This window comes from Nocardia sp. Root136, from assembly GCF_001427185.1.
Taxonomy (GTDB): Bacteria; Actinomycetota; Actinomycetes; order Mycobacteriales; family Mycobacteriaceae; genus Nocardia; species Nocardia salmonicida.
The window spans coordinates 1-17,139 of sequence record NZ_LMFE01000007.1 but is presented as its reverse complement, the minus strand read 5'-3'; the positions used below and the strand labels follow the sequence as shown (position 1 = coordinate 17,139).

General features: G+C 64.5%; 17 protein-coding genes and 1 rRNA gene. All 18 read left to right on the top strand.

Features of this window, described 5'->3' with window-relative positions; genetic code table 11:
- Nucleotides 1-210 precede the first annotated feature (210 nt).
- On the top strand, nucleotides 211-447 hold the full coding sequence (rpmE, locus tag ASD42_RS17265; RefSeq protein WP_056817915.1) for a 50S ribosomal protein L31: 237 nt from the start codon (nucleotides 211-213) through the stop codon (nucleotides 445-447).
- A gap of 96 nt (nucleotides 448-543) precedes the next feature.
- Nucleotides 544-1,614, top strand: a complete 1,071-nt coding sequence (gene prfA / locus ASD42_RS17260; protein ID WP_056817913.1) for a peptide chain release factor 1 — start codon at nucleotides 544-546, stop codon at nucleotides 1,612-1,614.
- 22 nt (nucleotides 1,615-1,636) lie between these two features.
- The gene (gene prmC, locus ASD42_RS17255; RefSeq protein WP_056817911.1) at nucleotides 1,637-2,509 is read left to right on the top strand and encodes a peptide chain release factor N(5)-glutamine methyltransferase; all 873 of its coding nucleotides are present in this window, start codon (nucleotides 1,637-1,639) and stop codon (nucleotides 2,507-2,509) included.
- Nucleotides 2,510-2,750: 241 nt separating this feature from the next.
- A complete protein-coding gene (locus ASD42_RS17250) occupies nucleotides 2,751-3,416 on the top strand; it encodes an L-threonylcarbamoyladenylate synthase (protein ID WP_056817909.1) in 666 nt (221 codons plus the stop codon).
- 13 nt (nucleotides 3,417-3,429) lie between these two features.
- Nucleotides 3,430-4,560 carry an MraY family glycosyltransferase gene (locus tag ASD42_RS17245; protein WP_056817908.1) on the top strand — a complete coding sequence of 377 codons (1,131 nt, stop codon included), beginning with the start codon at nucleotides 3,430-3,432 and terminating at the stop codon, nucleotides 4,558-4,560.
- A gap of 28 nt (nucleotides 4,561-4,588) precedes the next feature.
- A complete protein-coding gene (locus ASD42_RS17240; protein ID WP_056817905.1) occupies nucleotides 4,589-5,047 on the top strand; it encodes a hypothetical protein in 459 nt (152 codons plus the stop codon).
- Between the two features lie 286 nt (nucleotides 5,048-5,333).
- Nucleotides 5,334-6,188 (top strand): F0F1 ATP synthase subunit A, encoded by an 855-nt coding sequence (gene atpB, locus ASD42_RS17235; RefSeq protein ID WP_082844077.1) that lies wholly within the window; start codon nucleotides 5,334-5,336, stop codon nucleotides 6,186-6,188.
- Nucleotides 6,189-6,261: 73 nt separating this feature from the next.
- A complete protein-coding gene (locus ASD42_RS17230; RefSeq protein WP_056817903.1) occupies nucleotides 6,262-6,510 on the top strand; it encodes an ATP synthase F0 subunit C in 249 nt (82 codons plus the stop codon).
- Between the two features lie 5 nt (nucleotides 6,511-6,515).
- Complete coding sequence (locus ASD42_RS17225; RefSeq protein ID WP_056817902.1) at nucleotides 6,516-7,073, top strand: F0F1 ATP synthase subunit B; 558 nt, start codon at nucleotides 6,516-6,518, stop codon at nucleotides 7,071-7,073.
- Nucleotides 7,074-7,092: 19 nt separating this feature from the next.
- Complete coding sequence (locus ASD42_RS17220) at nucleotides 7,093-7,905, top strand: F0F1 ATP synthase subunit delta (protein ID WP_056817900.1); 813 nt, start codon at nucleotides 7,093-7,095, stop codon at nucleotides 7,903-7,905.
- A gap of 67 nt (nucleotides 7,906-7,972) precedes the next feature.
- The gene (atpA, locus tag ASD42_RS17215; protein ID WP_056817898.1) at nucleotides 7,973-9,613 is read left to right on the top strand and encodes a F0F1 ATP synthase subunit alpha; all 1,641 of its coding nucleotides are present in this window, start codon (nucleotides 7,973-7,975) and stop codon (nucleotides 9,611-9,613) included.
- A gap of 58 nt (nucleotides 9,614-9,671) precedes the next feature.
- Nucleotides 9,672-10,643 carry a F0F1 ATP synthase subunit gamma gene (locus ASD42_RS17210; RefSeq protein WP_056817896.1) on the top strand — a complete coding sequence of 324 codons (972 nt, stop codon included), beginning with the start codon at nucleotides 9,672-9,674 and terminating at the stop codon, nucleotides 10,641-10,643.
- A gap of 25 nt (nucleotides 10,644-10,668) precedes the next feature.
- Nucleotides 10,669-12,117 carry a F0F1 ATP synthase subunit beta gene (gene atpD / locus ASD42_RS17205; RefSeq protein ID WP_056817894.1) on the top strand — a complete coding sequence of 483 codons (1,449 nt, stop codon included), beginning with the start codon at nucleotides 10,669-10,671 and terminating at the stop codon, nucleotides 12,115-12,117.
- Between the two features lie 6 nt (nucleotides 12,118-12,123).
- Nucleotides 12,124-12,501: a F0F1 ATP synthase subunit epsilon gene (locus ASD42_RS17200; protein ID WP_056817892.1), complete on the top strand. Its 378-nt coding sequence runs from the start codon at nucleotides 12,124-12,126 to the stop codon at nucleotides 12,499-12,501.
- Between the two features lie 185 nt (nucleotides 12,502-12,686).
- Complete coding sequence (locus tag ASD42_RS17195) at nucleotides 12,687-13,115, top strand: DUF2550 domain-containing protein (protein WP_056817890.1); 429 nt, start codon at nucleotides 12,687-12,689, stop codon at nucleotides 13,113-13,115.
- The gene (locus ASD42_RS17190) at nucleotides 13,112-13,690 is read left to right on the top strand and encodes a cob(I)yrinic acid a,c-diamide adenosyltransferase (RefSeq protein ID WP_056817888.1); all 579 of its coding nucleotides are present in this window, start codon (nucleotides 13,112-13,114) and stop codon (nucleotides 13,688-13,690) included. Before ASD42_RS17195 ends, ASD42_RS17190 begins: the two co-directional genes overlap by 4 nt.
- A 91-nt stretch (nucleotides 13,691-13,781) precedes the next feature.
- Entirely contained in the window at nucleotides 13,782-15,062 is a 1,281-nt protein-coding gene (murA, locus tag ASD42_RS17185; RefSeq protein WP_056819138.1) for a UDP-N-acetylglucosamine 1-carboxyvinyltransferase, read from the top strand.
- A 548-nt stretch (nucleotides 15,063-15,610) separates the two neighbouring features.
- Nucleotides 15,611-17,129: ribosomal RNA gene (locus tag ASD42_RS17180) — 16S ribosomal RNA — on the top strand.
- Nucleotides 17,130-17,139: the final 10 nt, after the last annotated feature.

Below are 17,139 nucleotides of genomic sequence, written 5' to 3'. Positions count from 1 at the left end.
CGGAGTCAAGCGCCGAGAACCGCGGCGCCAGCCGCTATGTAGCAGGGAACAAACCGGAGGTGGGGGGTGTTCTGAGTGAGTGCGGCCTGATCTGGCATACTGGACCGCTGTGTGTCTGCGAGTTCTCGCAGACTCCCGCCTAGTCGGTTCCGGTTCACGTACTCCACTCCATGGAGCTACGACCCGGCGACCATTATCGAGAGGACGCCCATGAAGGCAGGAATCCACCCCACGTACGTCGACACCACCGTTGTGTGTGGTTGCGGCAACACCTTCCAGACTCGCTCCACCAAGGAGTCCGGCCAGATCTCGGTCGAGGTCTGCTCGCAGTGCCACCCGTTCTACACGGGCAAGCAGAAGATCCTCGACACCGGCGGCCGCGTGGCTCGCTTCGAGGCTCGCTACGGCAAGCGCGCGGGTGCCAAGACGGCCGAAGACGCCTCCTAGTTACCTCCCCCGACGCCCGGTACTGCATCAGCAGGCCGGGCGTCGGTGGTTTCTCTACCCGAGGTAATCGCTTTTCCACACCATAAGGAACCTTCTGTGACGCAGCCGTCCGCTATCGACGACATCCTGGCCGAGTACGCGGGCTTGGAGATGCAGCTCGCCGATCCGTCGTTGCACAACGACGCGGGTGCGGCGCGACGGGTGGGTAAGCGGTTCGCCGAGTTGGCGCCGGTGATGAGCACCTATCGCAAGCTCGAGACCGTGCGCGACGATCTGGAGGCCGCCCGTGAGCTGGCCTCCGACGATGCCTCGTTCGCCGCGGAGGTGCCGGGGCTGGAGACACAGCTGGTGGAGCTGGAACAGGCTCTCGCCGACTTGCTCGCCCCGCGCGACCCGCACGACGGGGACGACGTGGTGCTCGAGGTGAAGTCCGGCGAGGGCGGCGAGGAATCCGCGCTGTTCGCGGCGGATCTGGCCCGCATGTACATCCGCTACGCCGAGCGGCACGGGTGGAAGGTCGAGACCCTCGACGTCACCTATTCCGACCTGGGCGGATACAAGGACGCGACGCTGTCGATCAAGAGCAAGGACGCCGCGCGCGACGGGGTGTGGTCGCGATTCAAGTTCGAGGGCGGCGTGCACCGGGTGCAGCGCGTGCCGGTGACCGAATCGCAGGGCCGCATCCATACTTCTGCCGCGGGCGTGCTGATCTACCCCGAGCCCGACGAGGTCGAGCAGGTTCAGATCGACGAGACCGACCTGCGCATCGACGTCTACCGGTCCTCCGGCAAGGGCGGCCAGGGCGTCAACACCACCGACTCCGCGGTCCGCATCACTCACCTGCCGTCGGGCATCGTGGTGACCTGTCAGAACGAACGCTCCCAGTTGCAGAACAAGGCGCGCGCCATGCAGGTGCTCGCCGCGCGGCTGCAAGCGCTGGCCGAGGAGCATGCCGACCAGGAAGCCGCGGCCGGTCGCGCCAGCCAGATCCGTACGGTCGACCGCTCCGAGCGGATCCGCACCTACAACTTCCCGGAGAACCGGATCGCCGATCACCGGATCGGGTTCAAATCGCACAATCTCGACGCGGTCCTCGACGGTGATCTCGACCCGCTGCTCGACGCGCTCGGCAAGGCGGATCGCGACGCCCGCATGGCTGCCGAGTGATCGGCATGAGCGGACTGACACGGTGACCGAACGTCTCCGGTTGCGGCCGCTGATCGTCGAAGCCGCCGCGCGGCTGGCCGAGGCGGGCGTCGGTTCGCCGATGCCCGACGCGGAGAACCTGGCCGCCCATGTGCTCGGCACCGAGCGCATGCGGCTGGCGTTGATCCCGATGGTCGAGCCCGAGATCGCCGACCGGTACCGCGCGCTGATCGAACAGCGGGCCGCGCGAATTCCCTTGCAGCACTTGACCGGAACGGCGGCGATCGGGGAGATCGACCTCGCAGTCGGCCCCGGCGTCTTCGTGCCGCGCCCGGAGACCGAACTGCTGTTCGCGTGGGCGCTGGCCTACCTCGAGACTCTCCCGCGCGACCACGCGCCGATCGTCGTCGACCTGTGCACGGGCTCGGGCGCGCTGGCCTTGGCCATCGCCCACGCCCGCCCCGACGCCGAGGTCCACGCGGTCGAGCTCGACCCCGATGCCCTCGCCTGGGCCCGCCGCAACGCCGACGCCCGCATCGCCGACGGTGACACCCCGGTCACCCTCTACGCCGGTGACGTCACCGACCCGGCCCTGCTCACCGCGCTGACGGATACCGTCGACCTGGTCGTCGCCAACCCGCCCTACATCCCCGAAGCCGCGATCCTCGAACCCGAGGTAGCTGACCACGACCCCCATCGAGCCCTTTTCGGCGGCCCGGACGGCCTCGACGTCATCCGGGCGATGATCCCCACCATCGCCCGGCTCCTGCGCCCCGGCGGCGCCACCGCCATCGAACACGACGACACCAACGGTGGGGGAGCGGCTGCTCTGCTCGCGACAGCCGACTTCACCGAGATCGTCGAGCACACCGACCTCGCCGATAAGCCCCGCTTCGTCGTCGCACGCCTCGGCTAACTCCGATCGGGCGGAATCCGCGAGGTCGAACCAATGCCCTCGCGACCCAGCGCTTCCGAGCGCACTCCGAGCAACTCTCGCGACGGCTGATCTCGAGAGAACATGGGTAACTCGCCGGGGGCGTCCAAAAGTCCCCCCACATCTCGCCGCAGGCCCGGCAGCTAGACTCTTGCCGCACCCGAAGACCGCAGAGTCTCCGGGAGGCGGAAATGCAAAAAATTCGCGGAGAGGCGGAAACGCTGTGAGTACCGTCTATGACTGTGCTGAGGCTGATTCGCGGGCGGCGGGCATCACCGCCGCGACCAGCGCGTTGAAGTCCGGGCGATTGGTCGTCATGCCGACGGACACGCTCTACGGCCTCGCCGCCGACGCGTTCGATTCCGCCGCGGTGAGTGACCTGCTGGCCGCCAAGCGGCGTGGGCGGGATATGCCGGTGCCGGTGCTCGTCGGGTCGTGGCACACGATCGATGGGCTGGTGTTCTCGGTGCGACCGCAGGCGCGGGATCTGATTCGCGCGTTCTGGCCCGGTGCGCTGAGTCTTGTTGTGCAAGCCGCGCCCTCGCTGGCGTGGGACCTCGGTGATACCCGCGGCACGGTGATGTTGCGGATGCCGTTGCATCCGGTGGCGCTCGAACTGTTGCGTGAGGTCGGGCCGCTGGCCGTGTCCAGCGCCAATGTGTCGGGGCAGCCGCCCGCGACCACCGCCGCGCAGGCGCGTGAGCAGCTGGGTTCACTGGCGAGTGTGTATCTCGACGGTGGTCCGGCCGAGCACGCCGTTGCCTCGACGATCGTCGATCTCACCGCGGATCAGCCGCGGGTGTTGCGGGAGGGTGCTGTGTCGGTGGCCGATATCGCGGAGGTGCTCGGGATGGTGCCGGAAGCCCTGATCAGTTCCGCGCAGCGGTGATCGCACGCCGCTGATGAGCTCAGTCGTTCCCCTGCGCGAGCTACTGCTCGTGCTGCTCGTCTCGGCCACGGTGACCTTCCTGGCCACCGGTGGTGTCCGGGTGCTCGCTATCGCGTTCGGCGCGGTGGCGGTGCCGCGTGAGCGCGATGTGCACGTGAAGCCGGTGCCGCGAATGGGCGGTGTCGGCATGTATGTCGGTGTCGTCGCCGCGGTGTTGTTCGCACACCAATTGCCCGCGCTGCGAAGAGGTTTCGACTACGCCCCGGATATCCCGGCGGTGCTGGTCGCCGCGACGATCATCGTGGTCGTCGGCATCGTCGACGACCGGTGGGGCCTGGACGCGCTCACCAAATTCGTCGGCCAGATCACCGCGGCGGGCGTCATGGCCGTGATGGGCCTGAGCTGGTACGTGATCTATAACCCGTTCAACGACACCACCGTGGTGCTCGACGCGTTGCAGGGCGGTCTGGTCACCGTCGGCATCACCGTCACCCTCGTGAATGCGATGAACTTCGTCGACGGATTGGACGGCTTGGCCGCCGGCCTCGGTTTGATCTGCGCGACCGCGGTTTTCGTGTTCTCCATCGGTTTGCTCTACGACCAGGGCGGTTCGGTCGACACCTATCCGCCCGCGTTGCTGGCCGCCGCGCTGGCGGGCGCCTGCCTCGGATTTCTGCCGCACAATTTCTCGCCCGCCCGAATATTCATGGGCGATACCGGCTCGATGATGATCGGTTTGATCCTGGCCGCGGTATCCACCGGCGCCTCCGGCCGAATTCCGCTGCAGGGTTACGGCCCGCGCGACATTGTCGGTCTGCTGTCACCGCTGTTGCTGGTCGGCGCGGTGATGTTCATTCCGGTGCTCGATCTGTTGCTGGCGATCGTGCGGCGAGTGCGCGCGGGCGTGAGTTTCTCCACACCGGACAAAATGCATCTGCACCACCGATTGCTCCAGATCGGACATTCGCACCGGCGTGTGGTCTTGCTGATTTATTTATGGGTCGGCGTACTCGCGTTCGGTGCGGTGGGGACTTCCTTGATGGATAGACGCCTCGTTGTCCTGCTGGTGGCAGGCGGATTGGTGTTCGCGCTGGTAGTGACCGCGATCCCGTCGGTGCGTAGGTCGGAGTCGACGCACCACTGAGTTCGGCGCGCAAGGTAAAGTCCGGGCCGTGAGCTTTACACCCGAAACCGTGCCAGGCCCCGACGCTCCTCTGCGCGCCGCGCTGCGCTACGGCCTCATCGGCCTCGGCGTGCTCGTGGTCGTCTCCGTGGCGATCGCCTCGGCGGTGGCCGGGACGGCCGGTCTCTGGGGCGCGCTGCTCGGCGCCGCGATCGGTGGTGGATTCATCCTCACCACGGTCGTCGCGGTGCTGCTCGGCGCGAAGCTGCCGCCGACCATGGCCGGTGCGGTGATGCTGGTCAGCTGGGTCGGCAAGATGCTGGTGGCGCTGCTGGTCATCGTCGTGCTCAACCAGTTCGACTTCTACAGCAGGCCCGCGCTGTTCTTTACGGTGGTGGGGGCCCTGCTGATCGTCCTCGGCGCCGAGACGTACGGCGTTGTGAGCCAGAAGGTTCCGTACGTCACGACACGCGCGGGAGACAGCGAAACGGCTTCCGAGCAGGAATAATCCCACCCAGCTACACACTGTCGTAGATAGCTTGGTAAAGTGTTGGTAAGCAAGCACCCAAGCTAGAGGCTCGGCCCGACAAACTCGGGGCATTGCCTCGAGTTACCAGGGGGGATCCTGACGATCCCACCCGGTGCCGCTATGCTTACTGCCGATCCGGGTGGAATGTGCCCGGTTGAAGCATGTCGACGATGTCGCCGACGCCCGAACAGAAGCCGATACGGGTTACACCGTACGAGCGGCTGTCGAATTTCGAGCCGACCAGAGTCGACCCCATTGATCGTCAATGTCCGATCGAACCGCGGGAATGACCGTCGTACCCGCGGCCCGAACACGGGAGAGAACGCTGAGCGTCATCACTTTGGCGGCGGGCGAGTTCCACGCGCCATCGCTGTCCGACTTCTTCCCTCCAGCAGTGCTGTTCGAGGGTACGCCGTTCGAACTCGATCGTCTGATGCTGGTCCGCCTGTTGATGACCGCCGTTGTGGTGATCGTGTTCGTGCTGGCTTTCCGCGCACCGAAGATCGTGCCGCGCGGCCTGCAGAACGTGATGGAAGCCGGTGTGGTTTTCGTCAAGGAGCAGATCGCCGACGAAGTACTCGGTAAGGAAAACGGTAAGAAGTTCCTGCCGCTGCTGGCGACGATCTTCTTCACGGTTCTGTTCCTGAACTTCTCCGGTGTGATTCCAGGATTGAACATCTCGTCCAATGCGCGCATCGGCATGCCGCTGGTCTTGGCCGCGATCGTGTACATCACGTACAACTTCGTCGGTATCCGGAAGTACGGGTTCTTCTCCTACATCCGGCACAGCATCGTCGTTCCCGACGTGCCGATCGCGCTGCACGTGCTGCTGATCCCGATCGAGTTCATCTCGACCTTCATCCTGCGCCCGTTCACGCTCACCGTGCGACTCATGGCCAACATGCTGGCCGGCCACATCATGCTGGTGCTGTTCTTCAGCGCGACCTGGTACTTCCTGTTCGACGCCACCGCGTGGATGAAGATCTTCTCGCCGTTCTCGCTGCTCGCGGGCATCGGGTTCACGCTGTTCGAGCTGCTGGTCATCGCGCTGCAGGCCTACGTTTTCGCCCTGCTGGCCGCTGTGTACATCGGCGAAGCACAGCACGCTGCCGACCACTGACCTGACTGAAACAACTACCGGAAACCTGCTACACACGCCGACCGGCGGGTGAGCAACAGAAAGGGAAAGATTCATGAGCCTCGCTTACCTGGCCCAGGAAGCCGCGACCACCGAGAGCACCTTCAAGGGCTTCGGCGCCATCGGCTACGGTCTGGCCGCGATCGGCCCCGGCATCGGCGTGGGTATCGTCGTCGGTAAGGCCATCGAGGGCATCGCTCGCCAGCCCGAGCTGTCCGGCCAGATCCGTACCACCATGTTCCTCGGTATCGCGTTCACCGAGGCCCTGGCGCTGATCGGCCTCGTCGCCGGCTTCATCTTCTGATTCCGATGCGCGAACTCATCACGCTCGCAGCTGAGGGTGGAGAGGATGTGAATCCTCTCGTTCCCGAAACGTACGACATCGTCTGGTCGATCGTCTGCGTCGTCATCATCGGCGTGCTCTTCTGGAAATACGTGATCCCGCGTGTGACCAAGACACTCGAAGAGCGCACGGACAAGATCGAAGGCGGTATCGCCAGGGCCGAAGCAGCCCAGGTCGAGGCGCAGCACACGCTGGAGCAGTATCAGCAGCAGCTGGCCGACGCCCGGCTCGAGGCCGCGCGCATCCGTGAGGAAGCACGCACCCAGGGTCAGCAGATCCTCGCGCAGATGCGCACGGATGCCCAGGCCGAAAGCGACCGCATCGTCGCCGCCGGTCACTCCCAGCTGGAAGCCCAGCGCCAGCAGATCCTGACGGAGCTGCGTTCCGAGGTCGGCCGTACGGCCGTCGACCTGGCCGAGAAGATCATCGGTCAGTCTGTTTCGGACGAAGCCAAGCAGGCGGCGTCGATCGACAAGTTCCTCAGCGAACTCGACGACACCGACGCCATCGGGGTCGGAAGGTAGCGACGCGAAAGTGAGAAGCATGTACGCAGCGAGCCGCGAGGCCAGTACCCGGTCTCGCGAGGCGCTTCGGGTCGCTCTGACCGGAAGCGAAACTGTTGCGGCCACAACGGGGTCGGAACTGTTCGCCGTTGTCGCCGTGCTGGACGACCAGCGTTCGCTGCGTGTGGCGCTCGCGGACGCCTCGGTGCCGGGTTCGGCGCGCGCTGAACTCAGTGAGCGGGTCTTCGGCGGCAAGGTCAGCATTGCCACGCAGGCAGTGCTGACCACCGCGGTGGCACAGAACTGGTCACGCACCCGCGATCTGGTCGACACCCTGGTGCTGCTCGGGCAGGAGGCTCTGCTGGAGTCGGCCGCCGTCGGTGGCCGGCAGGACGCGGTGGAGGACGAGCTGTTCCGGCTCGGACGCATCGTCGCCGACAACCCGCAGCTGGAGCAGGCCCTCTCCGATCACGGCAAGCCCGCCTCGGCGCGGCGCGAACTGATCGAGCGGCTGCTCACCGGCAAGGTCGAGCCGGTCACCCTGGCGCTGGCCGAGCAGGCGGTCACCCGCCTGCGGTCCAACAACATCGGCGTCGCCCTCGACGCCCTGTCCGATCTGGCGGCGGCCCGTCGTGACCAGATCGTCGCCCACGCGCACTCGGCGGTCGAGCTGACCGATCAGCAGAAGGCGAAGCTGTCGGCTTCCCTGCAGCGGATCTACGGCAAGGCGGTCACCGTGCACGTGCAGGTCGACCCGACGCTGCTGAGCGGCGTCGTCGTGCGCGTCGGAGACGACGTGATCGACGGCAGCGCCACCGGCCGACTGGAGAAGCTGCGTCGGGCACTGTCCTGAAAAGGGCGCTCAACGCAGTATTTTTCCGACCCCCGACATTCGAGACCACAGCGAGAGCAGGAACAACATGGCGGAGCTGACGATCTCCTCCGACGAGATCCGTAGCGCGATCGAGAGCTACACCCAGAGCTACACCCCGGAAACCTCCATCGAAGAAGTCGGCGTCGTGACCGATACCGGCGACGGTATCGCGCACGTCAGCGGCCTGCCTTCGGCGATGGCCAACGAGCTGCTCGAGTTCCCCGGCGGGGTACTCGGCGTCGCGCTGAACCTCGAGGACACCAACATCGGTGCCGTCATTCTCGGCGAGTACGCCTCGCTGGAAGAGGGCCAGCAGGTCCGTCGCACCGGCGACGTGCTCTCGGTCCCGGTGGGTGACAAGTTCCTCGGTCGCGTCGTCAACCCGCTCGGCCAGCCGATCGACGGCCTGGGCGAGATCGAGTCCGACGAGCGCCGCGTGCTGGAGCTGCAGGCCGCGTCCGTGCTGGAGCGTCAGCCGGTCGAAGAGCCGCTGGCCACCGGTATCACCGCGATCGACGCGCTGACGGCCATCGGCCGCGGCCAGCGTCAGCTGATCATCGGCGACCGCAAGACGGGCAAGACCGCCGTCGCGATCGACGCGATCCTGAACCAGAAGGCGAACTGGGAGACCGGCGACGTCGACAAGCAGGTTCGCTGCATCTACGTCGCGATCGGCCAGAAGGGCTCCACCATCGCGGGCGTCAAGACCGCGCTCGAGGAGCACGGCGCGATGGAGTACACCACCATCGTCGCGGCCCCGGCCTCCGATTCCGCCGGCTTCAAGTGGCTGGCTCCGTACACCGGTTCGGCCATCGGCCAGCACTGGATGTACCAGGGCAAGCACGTCCTCATCGTGTTCGACGACCTGACCAAGCAGGCCGAGGCGTACCGCGCCATCTCGCTGCTGCTGCGTCGTCCGCCGGGCCGCGAGGCGTACCCCGGTGACGTCTTCTACCTGCACTCCCGTCTGCTGGAGCGTTGCGCGAAGCTGTCCGACGAGATGGGCGCGGGCTCGATGACCGGTCTGCCGATCATCGAGACCAAGGCCAACGATGTCTCGGCGTTCATCCCGACCAACGTCATCTCCATCACCGACGGCCAGGTCTTCCTCGAGTCCGACCTGTTCAACAAGGGCGTCCGCCCGGCGATCAACGTCGGTACCTCGGTTTCCCGCGTCGGTGGCGCCGCCCAGACCAAGGCCATGAAGAAGGTCGCCGGTTCGCTGCGTCTGGAAATGGCGCAGTACCGCGAGCTGGAGGCGTTCTCCGCCTTCGCCTCCGACCTCGATGCCGCGTCGCTGGCGCAGCTCGAGCGTGGCGCCCGCTGGGTCGAGCTGCTCAAGCAGGACCAGTACTCCCCGGTCTCGGTCGAGGATCAGGTCGTCTCGATCTTCCTGGTCGACGCCGGCTACTACGAGTCGGTGCCCGTCGCCGACGTGCGTCGCTTCACCAATGAGCTGCTGGAGTACCTGCACGGTGCGACCCAGTCCTCGTTCGACGCGCTCGAGGGTGGCAAGAAGCCGCTCGCCGGCGAGGCCGCCGACGCGATCAAGGCCGAAACCGACAAGTTCAAGCAGGGCTTCCTCGATTCGGACGGCAATCGCATCGTGAACGAGGCTGCCGCGGGCGAGCTGGACCACGAAGAGGTCGAGTCGCTGTCGGTCACTCGCAAGCACGTCGACAAGTAAGCCGGGTCATGATGTCGGCAATTTCCGATCTGGCGAATGAAGGGAGTGTGAACCGCTAGTGGCAAGTTTGCGCGAATTGCGCTCCCGCATTCGTGGTGTGAATTCGATCAAGAAGATCACCAAGGCTCAGGAACTGATCGCGACCTCGCGAATTTCCAAGGCCCAGGCCAGGGTTGCGGCTGCCAAGCCGTACGCCGAGGAGATCACCAAGGTCCTCGGCGAACTGGCGAGCGCGTCGAAGAACCTGTCGCACCCGCTGCTGACCGAGCGTGCCAACGCTCGTCGGGCCGCTGTCCTGGTGATCACCAGTGACAGCGGTATGTGCGGTGGCTACAACTCGAACGTGCTCAAGCGTGCCGAGGAGCTCATGACCTCGCTGCGTGGCGACGGCAAGGAACCCGTTCTGTACGTGATGGGCAGTAAGGGCATCACGTACTACAAGTTCCGCAACCGTCCGTTCCAGGCGTCGTGGGCTGGCTTCTCCCAGCAGCCCAAGTACACCGACGCGTCGGCCGCGTGCAAGCACCTGGTCGAGGCCTTCATGGCCGGCTCCGACGGCGAGGTCACCTCGCTCGACGAAACCGGAACCATCGAGGGTGTCGACGAGCTGCACATCGTGTACACCAAGTTCGTGTCGATGCTGACCCAGAACCCGGAGGTGCGCCGTCTGGCGCCGATCCAGGTCAGCTACGTCGACGAGAACTACGAGCTCGGCGACGACATGATGTCGGACTCACCGAACGCGGTGGCCACGGCACAGTACGAGTTCGAGCCGGACGCCGATGTGCTGCTCGGGGCTCTGCTGCCCAAGTACATCAACACGCGTATCTACGCATCGTTGCTCGAGGCAGCGGCATCCGAGTCCGCGGCTCGGCGCACCGCAATGAAGGCGGCGACCGATAACGCCAACGAGCTGGCCAATGTGCTCCAGCGCGAGGCGAACTCGGTGCGTCAGGCCCAGATCACGCAGGAAATCAGCGAAATCGTCGGCGGCGTCAATGCGCTGGCGTCGAGCTCGGACCGCGACTAAGTAGCGCAGGAAGAGAACCAATCTAATGACCGCAGCTGTCACTCAGGACAACGCGAAGAAGGCGGGCGAAACCGCTGGTCGCGTCGTCCGTGTCATCGGCCCCGTCGTGGACGTCGAGTTCCCGCGTGGCGCCATTCCCGAGCTGTTCAACGCTCTGAACTCCGACATCGAGCTCCCGTCGGTGGCCAAGACCCTCACCCTCGAGGTCGCTCAGCACCTCGGCGACAACATCGTGCGCACCATCTCGATGCAGCCGACCGACGGCCTGGTCCGTGGCGCGACTGTCACCGACACCGGCAAGCCGATCTCGGTGCCCGTCGGCGACATCGTCAAGGGCCACGTGTTCAACGCCCTCGGTGACTGCCTCGACACCCCCGGCCTCGGCCGGGACGGCGAGCAGTGGGGCATCCACCGTCAGCCGCCGAGCTTCGACCAGCTCGAGGGCAAGACCGAGATCCTCGAGACCGGCGTCAAGGTCATCGACCTGCTGACCCCGTACGTCAAGGGCGGCAAGATCGGTCTGTTCGGTGGTGCCGGTGTCGGCAAGACCGTTCTGATCCAGGAGATGATCACCCGTATCGCTCGCGAGTTCTCGGGCACCTCGGTGTTCGCGGGCGTCGGTGAGCGTACTCGTGAGGGCACCGACCTCCGTCTGGAAATGGAAGAGATGGGCGTCCTTCCGGACACCGCCCTCGTCTTCGGCCAGATGGACGAGCCGCCGGGCACGCGTATGCGCGTGGCCCTGTCGGCGCTGACCATGGCGGAGTACTTCCGCGATGTCCAGCACCAGGACGTGCTGCTCTTCATCGACAACATCTTCCGTTTCACCCAGGCCGGTTCCGAGGTCTCGACCCTGCTGGGTCGCATGCCTTCGGCCGTGGGTTACCAGCCGACGCTGGCGGACGAGATGGGTCAGCTCCAGGAGCGCATCACCTCGACCAAGGGTCGCTCGATCACCTCGCTGCAGGCGATCTACGTCCCCGCCGACGACTACACCGACCCGGCGCCGGCGACCACCTTCGCCCACCTGGATGCGACGACCGAGCTTTCGCGCCCGATCTCGCAGAAGGGCATCTACCCGGCCGTCGACCCGCTGACCTCGACCTCTCGTATCCTCGAGGCTTCGATCGTCGGCGAGCGTCACTTCCGGGTTGCCAACGAGGTCAAGCGGATCCTGCAGAAGTACAAGGAACTGCAGGACATCATCGCCATCCTCGGCATGGACGAGCTCTCCGAAGAGGACAAGGTCCTCGTCGGTCGCGCCCGTCGCCTGGAGAAGTTCCTCGGTCAGAACTTCATCGTCGCCGAGAAGTTCACCGGCCAGGTCGGCTCGGTCGTTCCGCTGGAACAGACCATCGACGACTTCGACCGTGTCTGCAAGGGCGAGTTCGACCACTACCCGGAGCAGGCGTTCAACTCCTGCGGTGGTCTCGACGACGTCGAGGCAGCCGCGAAGAAGATCCTCGGGAAGTAGTCCACTATGGCGGAGATGACAGTTGATCTCGTAGCTGTCGAGCGCAAGATCTGGTCCGGCCAGGCTTCGTTCGTCAGCGCGCAGACCACCGAAGGTCAGATCGGCATCATGGCAGGCCACGAGCCGCTGCTCGGTCAGCTCGTCGAGGGCGGCACGGTTTCCATCGTGTCGACCGACGGCGAGCGGATCGTCGCCGCGGTGCACGGCGGCTTCTTCTCGGTCACCGCCGACACCGTGCGTGTGCTGGCCGAGTCCGCGGATCTCGCGGGTGAGGTCGACGTCGACGCGGCGCGCAAGGTGCTCTCCGACGCGAGCGCCACCGAGGTGGAGCTGCGCGCGGCGCAGGGCCAGGTGCGCGCGGTCGAAGCGACCGTGACCGACTGATCGCAGTAGAACACGCTCTGCCGGCGCGGAACTTCGGTTCCGCGCCGGCAGAGTTGTTTGCGCAGCGTTTTCGTGGGGATGAACGATCCGGCCGGAGCGTCCCGTGGCGGTCGTGATTGAATATCGGAGCGGGGGTGTCTTGGACACCGGCAAGAACGAAAGGGCGTACAGCATTGCAAACCGGGATGGTTCTCCTGATCATTCTGGTGCTGACGCTCGTGTTCGTAGCCGGTGCATCGACATATCGCCTGGTGATGTTGCGCCGAGGGGGCACGGCCGCGCTACTACGCGCACTGCCCGCGCGCGGCGGCCACGGCTGGCGGCACGGGCTCATTCGCTACGACGAGGACCGCCTCGTCTTCTTCAAACTGACCAGCTTGAAATTCGGTCCCGACTCCACGGTGCATCGGCAGGGTCTCGAGATCGTCGAGCGCCGAGCGCCGCAGGGCGACGAATTCGACATCATGACCGATGACATCGTGGTGGTAGCCGTCACCGATCCGCAGAGCAGTTTCGAGCTAGCGCTCGACCGCGGTTCGATGGCGGCTTTTCTGTCCTGGGTGGAGTCGCGACCGTCCGATCGCGCCCGCCGTACTCGTGGAGGCCCATCGTGAGCGTGCATCTGACCCGGATCTATACCCGTACGGGTGACGACGGCACGACCGGTCTCAGCGACTTCTCTCGCGTCGCCAAGAACGATCCACGGCTGATCGCCTACGCCGACTGCGACGAAGCCAACGCCGCCCTCGGTGTCGCCGTCGCCCTCGGTGCGCCCGAACCCGCTGTGCTGACGGTGTTGCGCCAGATCCAGAACGATCTGTTCGACGCGGGCGCCGACCTGTCCACCCCGGTTGTCGCCGAACCGAAGTACCCGCCGCTGCGCATCACCCAGCCCTACATCGACCGGCTCGAGAAGTGGTGTGACGAGTTCAACGACGGTCTGGCACCGCTGAATTCGTTCATCTTGCCCGGCGGCACGCCGTTGGCTGCGTTGTTGCACACAGCCCGCACCGTGGTGCGGCGCGCCGAGCGATCCGCGTGGTCCGCTGTCGAAACGTACCCTGACGACACCAGTGTGCTGCCCGCGAAATATCTGAATCGACTCTCGGACCTGCTGTTCATCCTCAGCCGCGCCACCAATCCTTCCGGCGACGTGTTGTGGCAGCCCGGCGGCGGGCTGCCCCGCTGAAAGCGACTCTCCGACGCGGAGAATCGGTCGGTTTCTTGTTCTTTCGTGGCAGGGGGGCGTGTCGTCGCGTGACGGTCGATAAGCTGGCGTGGTGAGCGAACGGTTTCTGGTCTCCGGCGGCAATCGACTCGTCGGCGAGGTCGCGGTCGGCGGCGCGAAGAACAGCGTGCTGAAGCTGATGGCTGCCTCGTTGCTGGCCGAGGGCACGACCACCATCACCAACTGCCCTGACATCCTCGATGTCCCCTTGATGGCGGAGGTGCTGCGCGGCCTCGGCTGCGATGTGACGATCTCCGACGACGTCGGCGGCGACAACTCGGTGGTGACCATCGATACCCCCGCCGAACCCAAGTACCACGCGGACTTCCCCGCGGTGACCCAGTTCCGCGCTTCGGTGTGTGTGCTCGGTCCGCTGATGGCGCGCTGCAAACGTGCCGTGGTGGCGCTACCCGGTGGTGACGCCATCGGTTCGCGCCCCCTCGATATGCACCAGGCGGGGCTACGTCTGCTCGGTGCGACCAGTGCGATCGAGCACGGTTGCGTCGTGGCGTCGGCCGAACAGCTGCAGGGCGCGCGGATCCGCCTCGACTTCCCGTCGGTGGGCGCGACCGAGAACATCCTGATGGCCGCGGTCCTGGCCGAGGGGGAGACGGTCATCGACAACGCGGCGCGCGAGCCCGACATCGTCGACCTGTGCACCATGCTCGTCCAGATGGGTGCGCAGATCGACGGTGCCGGTTCCTCCGTGCTCACCGTGCAGGGCGTCAAGAGCCTCTCGCCCACCACACACCGGGTGATCGGCGACCGCATCGTCGCCGCCACCTGGGGGATCGCCGCCGCGATGACCACGGGCGACGTCCGTGTCACCGGGGTCAACCCCAAGCACCTCGCCCTGGTGCTGGACAAGCTGCGCTCGGCCGGTGCGCGAATCTCCTACGAGCCCAACGGCTTCCGGGTCGTGCAGGCCGAACGTCCGCGCGCGGTGAACTTCGCGACGCTGCCGTTCCCCGGTTTCCCGACCGACCTGCAGCCGATGGCCATCGGCCTGGCCGCCATCGCCGACGGCACCTCGATGATCACCGAGAACGTCTTCGAGGCGCGGTTCCGTTTCGTGGAGGAGATGATCCGACTTGGCTCCGATGCCAGGACCGACGGTCACCATGCGGTGGTCCGTGGGATCCCGCGCTTGTCGAGTGCGCCGGTCTGGTCTTCCGACATCCGCGCGGGAGCGGGCCTGGTCCTGGCCGGCCTCGTCGCCGACGGCGTCACCGAAGTGCACGACGTCTATCACATCGACCGCGGTTATCCGAGGTTCGTCGAGCAGATGCAGGCGCTCGGGGGACAGGTCGAACGGGTCGATGCGCCGAAATAGGGCCTCTGACCAGCCGATTTGACTTCGCGTTTGTCGGCACGTAACTTTATTCCAGTCAGAGCGACACGGACACCGACTCAGCCASTGGCTGGGACACGAGGTAGGACGTTGAGCGCCTGACTGATCATGTGTTCAGGGTTACRTCAACCGGATTTGCTTCCGGTGAWTGCCTTGAGCTAAGTTTGAACCCTTGCCTCACYGAAACCCCGACGACATGTTGTTGGTAGAAGTGTGTGCGTGTGTTCTTTGAGAACTCAATAGTGTGTCGATGAATGTCAGTGCCAATAATTATTATTGGTTCCAATCTTTCATGTACCCCCCGGTCGTGGGANTGTGCGTGTGTTCTTTGAGAACTCAATAGTGTGTCGATGAATGTCAGTGCCAATAATTATTATTGGTTCCAATCTTTCATGTACCCCCCGGTCGTGGGAGGTTGGACATTGAACAACAGCGAATCTTTTTGCTGGTGTTTTGTTTTGCTAGGTTTTCGGACTCTAGTTAGATAATTTTGATTCGCTCTCCCYTTGGGAGGGTTGTTTCGAGAGTCTTCAACGGAGAGTTTGATTCTGGCTCAGGACGAACGCTAGCGGCGTGCTTAACACATGCAAGTCGAGCGGTAAGGCCCTTCGGGGTACACGAGCGGCGAACGGGTGAGTAACACGTGGGTGATCTGCCTTGCACTTCGGGATAAGCCTGGGAAACCGGGTCTAATACCGGATATGACCACGAGATGCATGTCTTGTGGTGGAAAGATTTATCGGTGCGAGATGGGCCCGCGGCCTATCAGCTTGTTGGTGAGGTAACGGCTCACCAAGGCGACGACGGGTAGCCGACCTGAGAGGGTGACCGGCCACACTGGGACTGAGACACGGCCCAGACTCCTACGGGAGGCAGCAGTGGGGAATATTGCACAATGGGCGAAAGCCTGATGCAGCGACGCCGCGTGCGGGATGACGGCCTTCGGGTTGTAAACCGCTTTTGACAGGGACGAAGCGCAAGTGACTGTACCTGTAGAATAAGGACCGGCCAACTACGTGCCAGCAGCCGCGGTAATACGTAGGGTCCGAGCGTTGTCCGGAATTACTGGGCGTAAAGAGCTTGTAGGCGGTTCGTCGCGTCGTTTGTGAAAACTTGGGGCTCAACCTTAAGCTTGCAGGCGATACGGGCGGACTAGAGTACTTCAGGGGAGACTGGAATTCCTGGTGTAGCGGTGAAATGCGCAGATATCAGGAGGAACACCGGTGGCGAAGGCGGGTCTCTGGGAAGTAACTGACGCTGAGAAGCGAAAGCATGGGTAGCAAACAGGATTAGATACCCTGGTAGTCCATGCCGTAAACGGTGGGTACTAGGTGTGGGGCTCCTTCCACGGACTCCGTGCCGTAGCTAACGCATTAAGTACCCCGCCTGGGGAGTACGGCCGCAAGGCTAAAACTCAAAGAAATTGACGGGGGCCCGCACAAGCGGCGGAGCATGTGGATTAATTCGATGCAACGCGAAGAACCTTACCTGGGTTTGACATACACCGGAAACCTGCAGAGATGTAGGCCCCCTTGTGGTCGGTGTACAGGTGGTGCATGGCTGTCGTCAGCTCGTGTCGTGAGATGTTGGGTTAAGTCCCGCAACGAGCGCAACCCYTATCTTATGTTGCCAGCGCGTAATGGCGGGGACTCGTGAGAGACTGCCGGGGTCAACTCGGAGGAAGGTGGGGACGACGTCAAGTCATCATGCCCCTTATGTCCAGGGCTTCACACATGCTACAATGGCCGGTACAGAGGGCTGCGATACCGCGAGGTGGAGCGAATCCCTTAAAGCCGGTCTCAGTTCGGATCGGGGTCTGCAACTCGACCCCGTGAAGTTGGAGTCGCTAGTAATCGCAGATCAGCAACGCTGCGGTGAATACGTTCCCGGGCCTTGTACACACCGCCCGTCACGTCATGAAAGTCGGTAACACCCGAAGCCGGTGGCCTAACCCCTTGTGGGAGGGAGCCGTCGAAGGTGGGATCGGCGATTGGGACGAAGTCGTAACAAGGTAGCCGTACCGGAAGGTGCGGCTGGATCACCTCCTTTCTAAGGAGCA

Bases quoted from the DNA above. Each gene is read 5' to 3' on its own strand.
- rpmE (WP_056817915.1), top strand. From the start codon at position 211: ATGAAGGCAGGAATCCACCCCACGTACGTCGACACCACCGTTGTGTGT.
- ASD42_RS17245 (WP_056817908.1), top strand. From the start codon at position 3,430: ATGAGCTCAGTCGTTCCCCTGCGCGAGCTACTGCTCGTGCTGCTCGTC.
- atpB (WP_082844077.1), top strand. From the start codon at position 5,334: ATGTCCGATCGAACCGCGGGAATGACCGTCGTACCCGCGGCCCGAACA.
- ASD42_RS17230 (WP_056817903.1), top strand. From the start codon at position 6,262: ATGAGCCTCGCTTACCTGGCCCAGGAAGCCGCGACCACCGAGAGCACC.
- ASD42_RS17225 (WP_056817902.1), top strand. From the start codon at position 6,516: ATGCGCGAACTCATCACGCTCGCAGCTGAGGGTGGAGAGGATGTGAAT.
- ASD42_RS17220 (WP_056817900.1), top strand. From the start codon at position 7,093: ATGTACGCAGCGAGCCGCGAGGCCAGTACCCGGTCTCGCGAGGCGCTT.
- atpA (WP_056817898.1), top strand. From the start codon at position 7,973: ATGGCGGAGCTGACGATCTCCTCCGACGAGATCCGTAGCGCGATCGAG.
- atpD (WP_056817894.1), top strand. From the start codon at position 10,669: ATGACCGCAGCTGTCACTCAGGACAACGCGAAGAAGGCGGGCGAAACC.
- ASD42_RS17200 (WP_056817892.1), top strand. From the start codon at position 12,124: ATGGCGGAGATGACAGTTGATCTCGTAGCTGTCGAGCGCAAGATCTGG.
- ASD42_RS17195 (WP_056817890.1), top strand. From the start codon at position 12,687: ATGGTTCTCCTGATCATTCTGGTGCTGACGCTCGTGTTCGTAGCCGGT.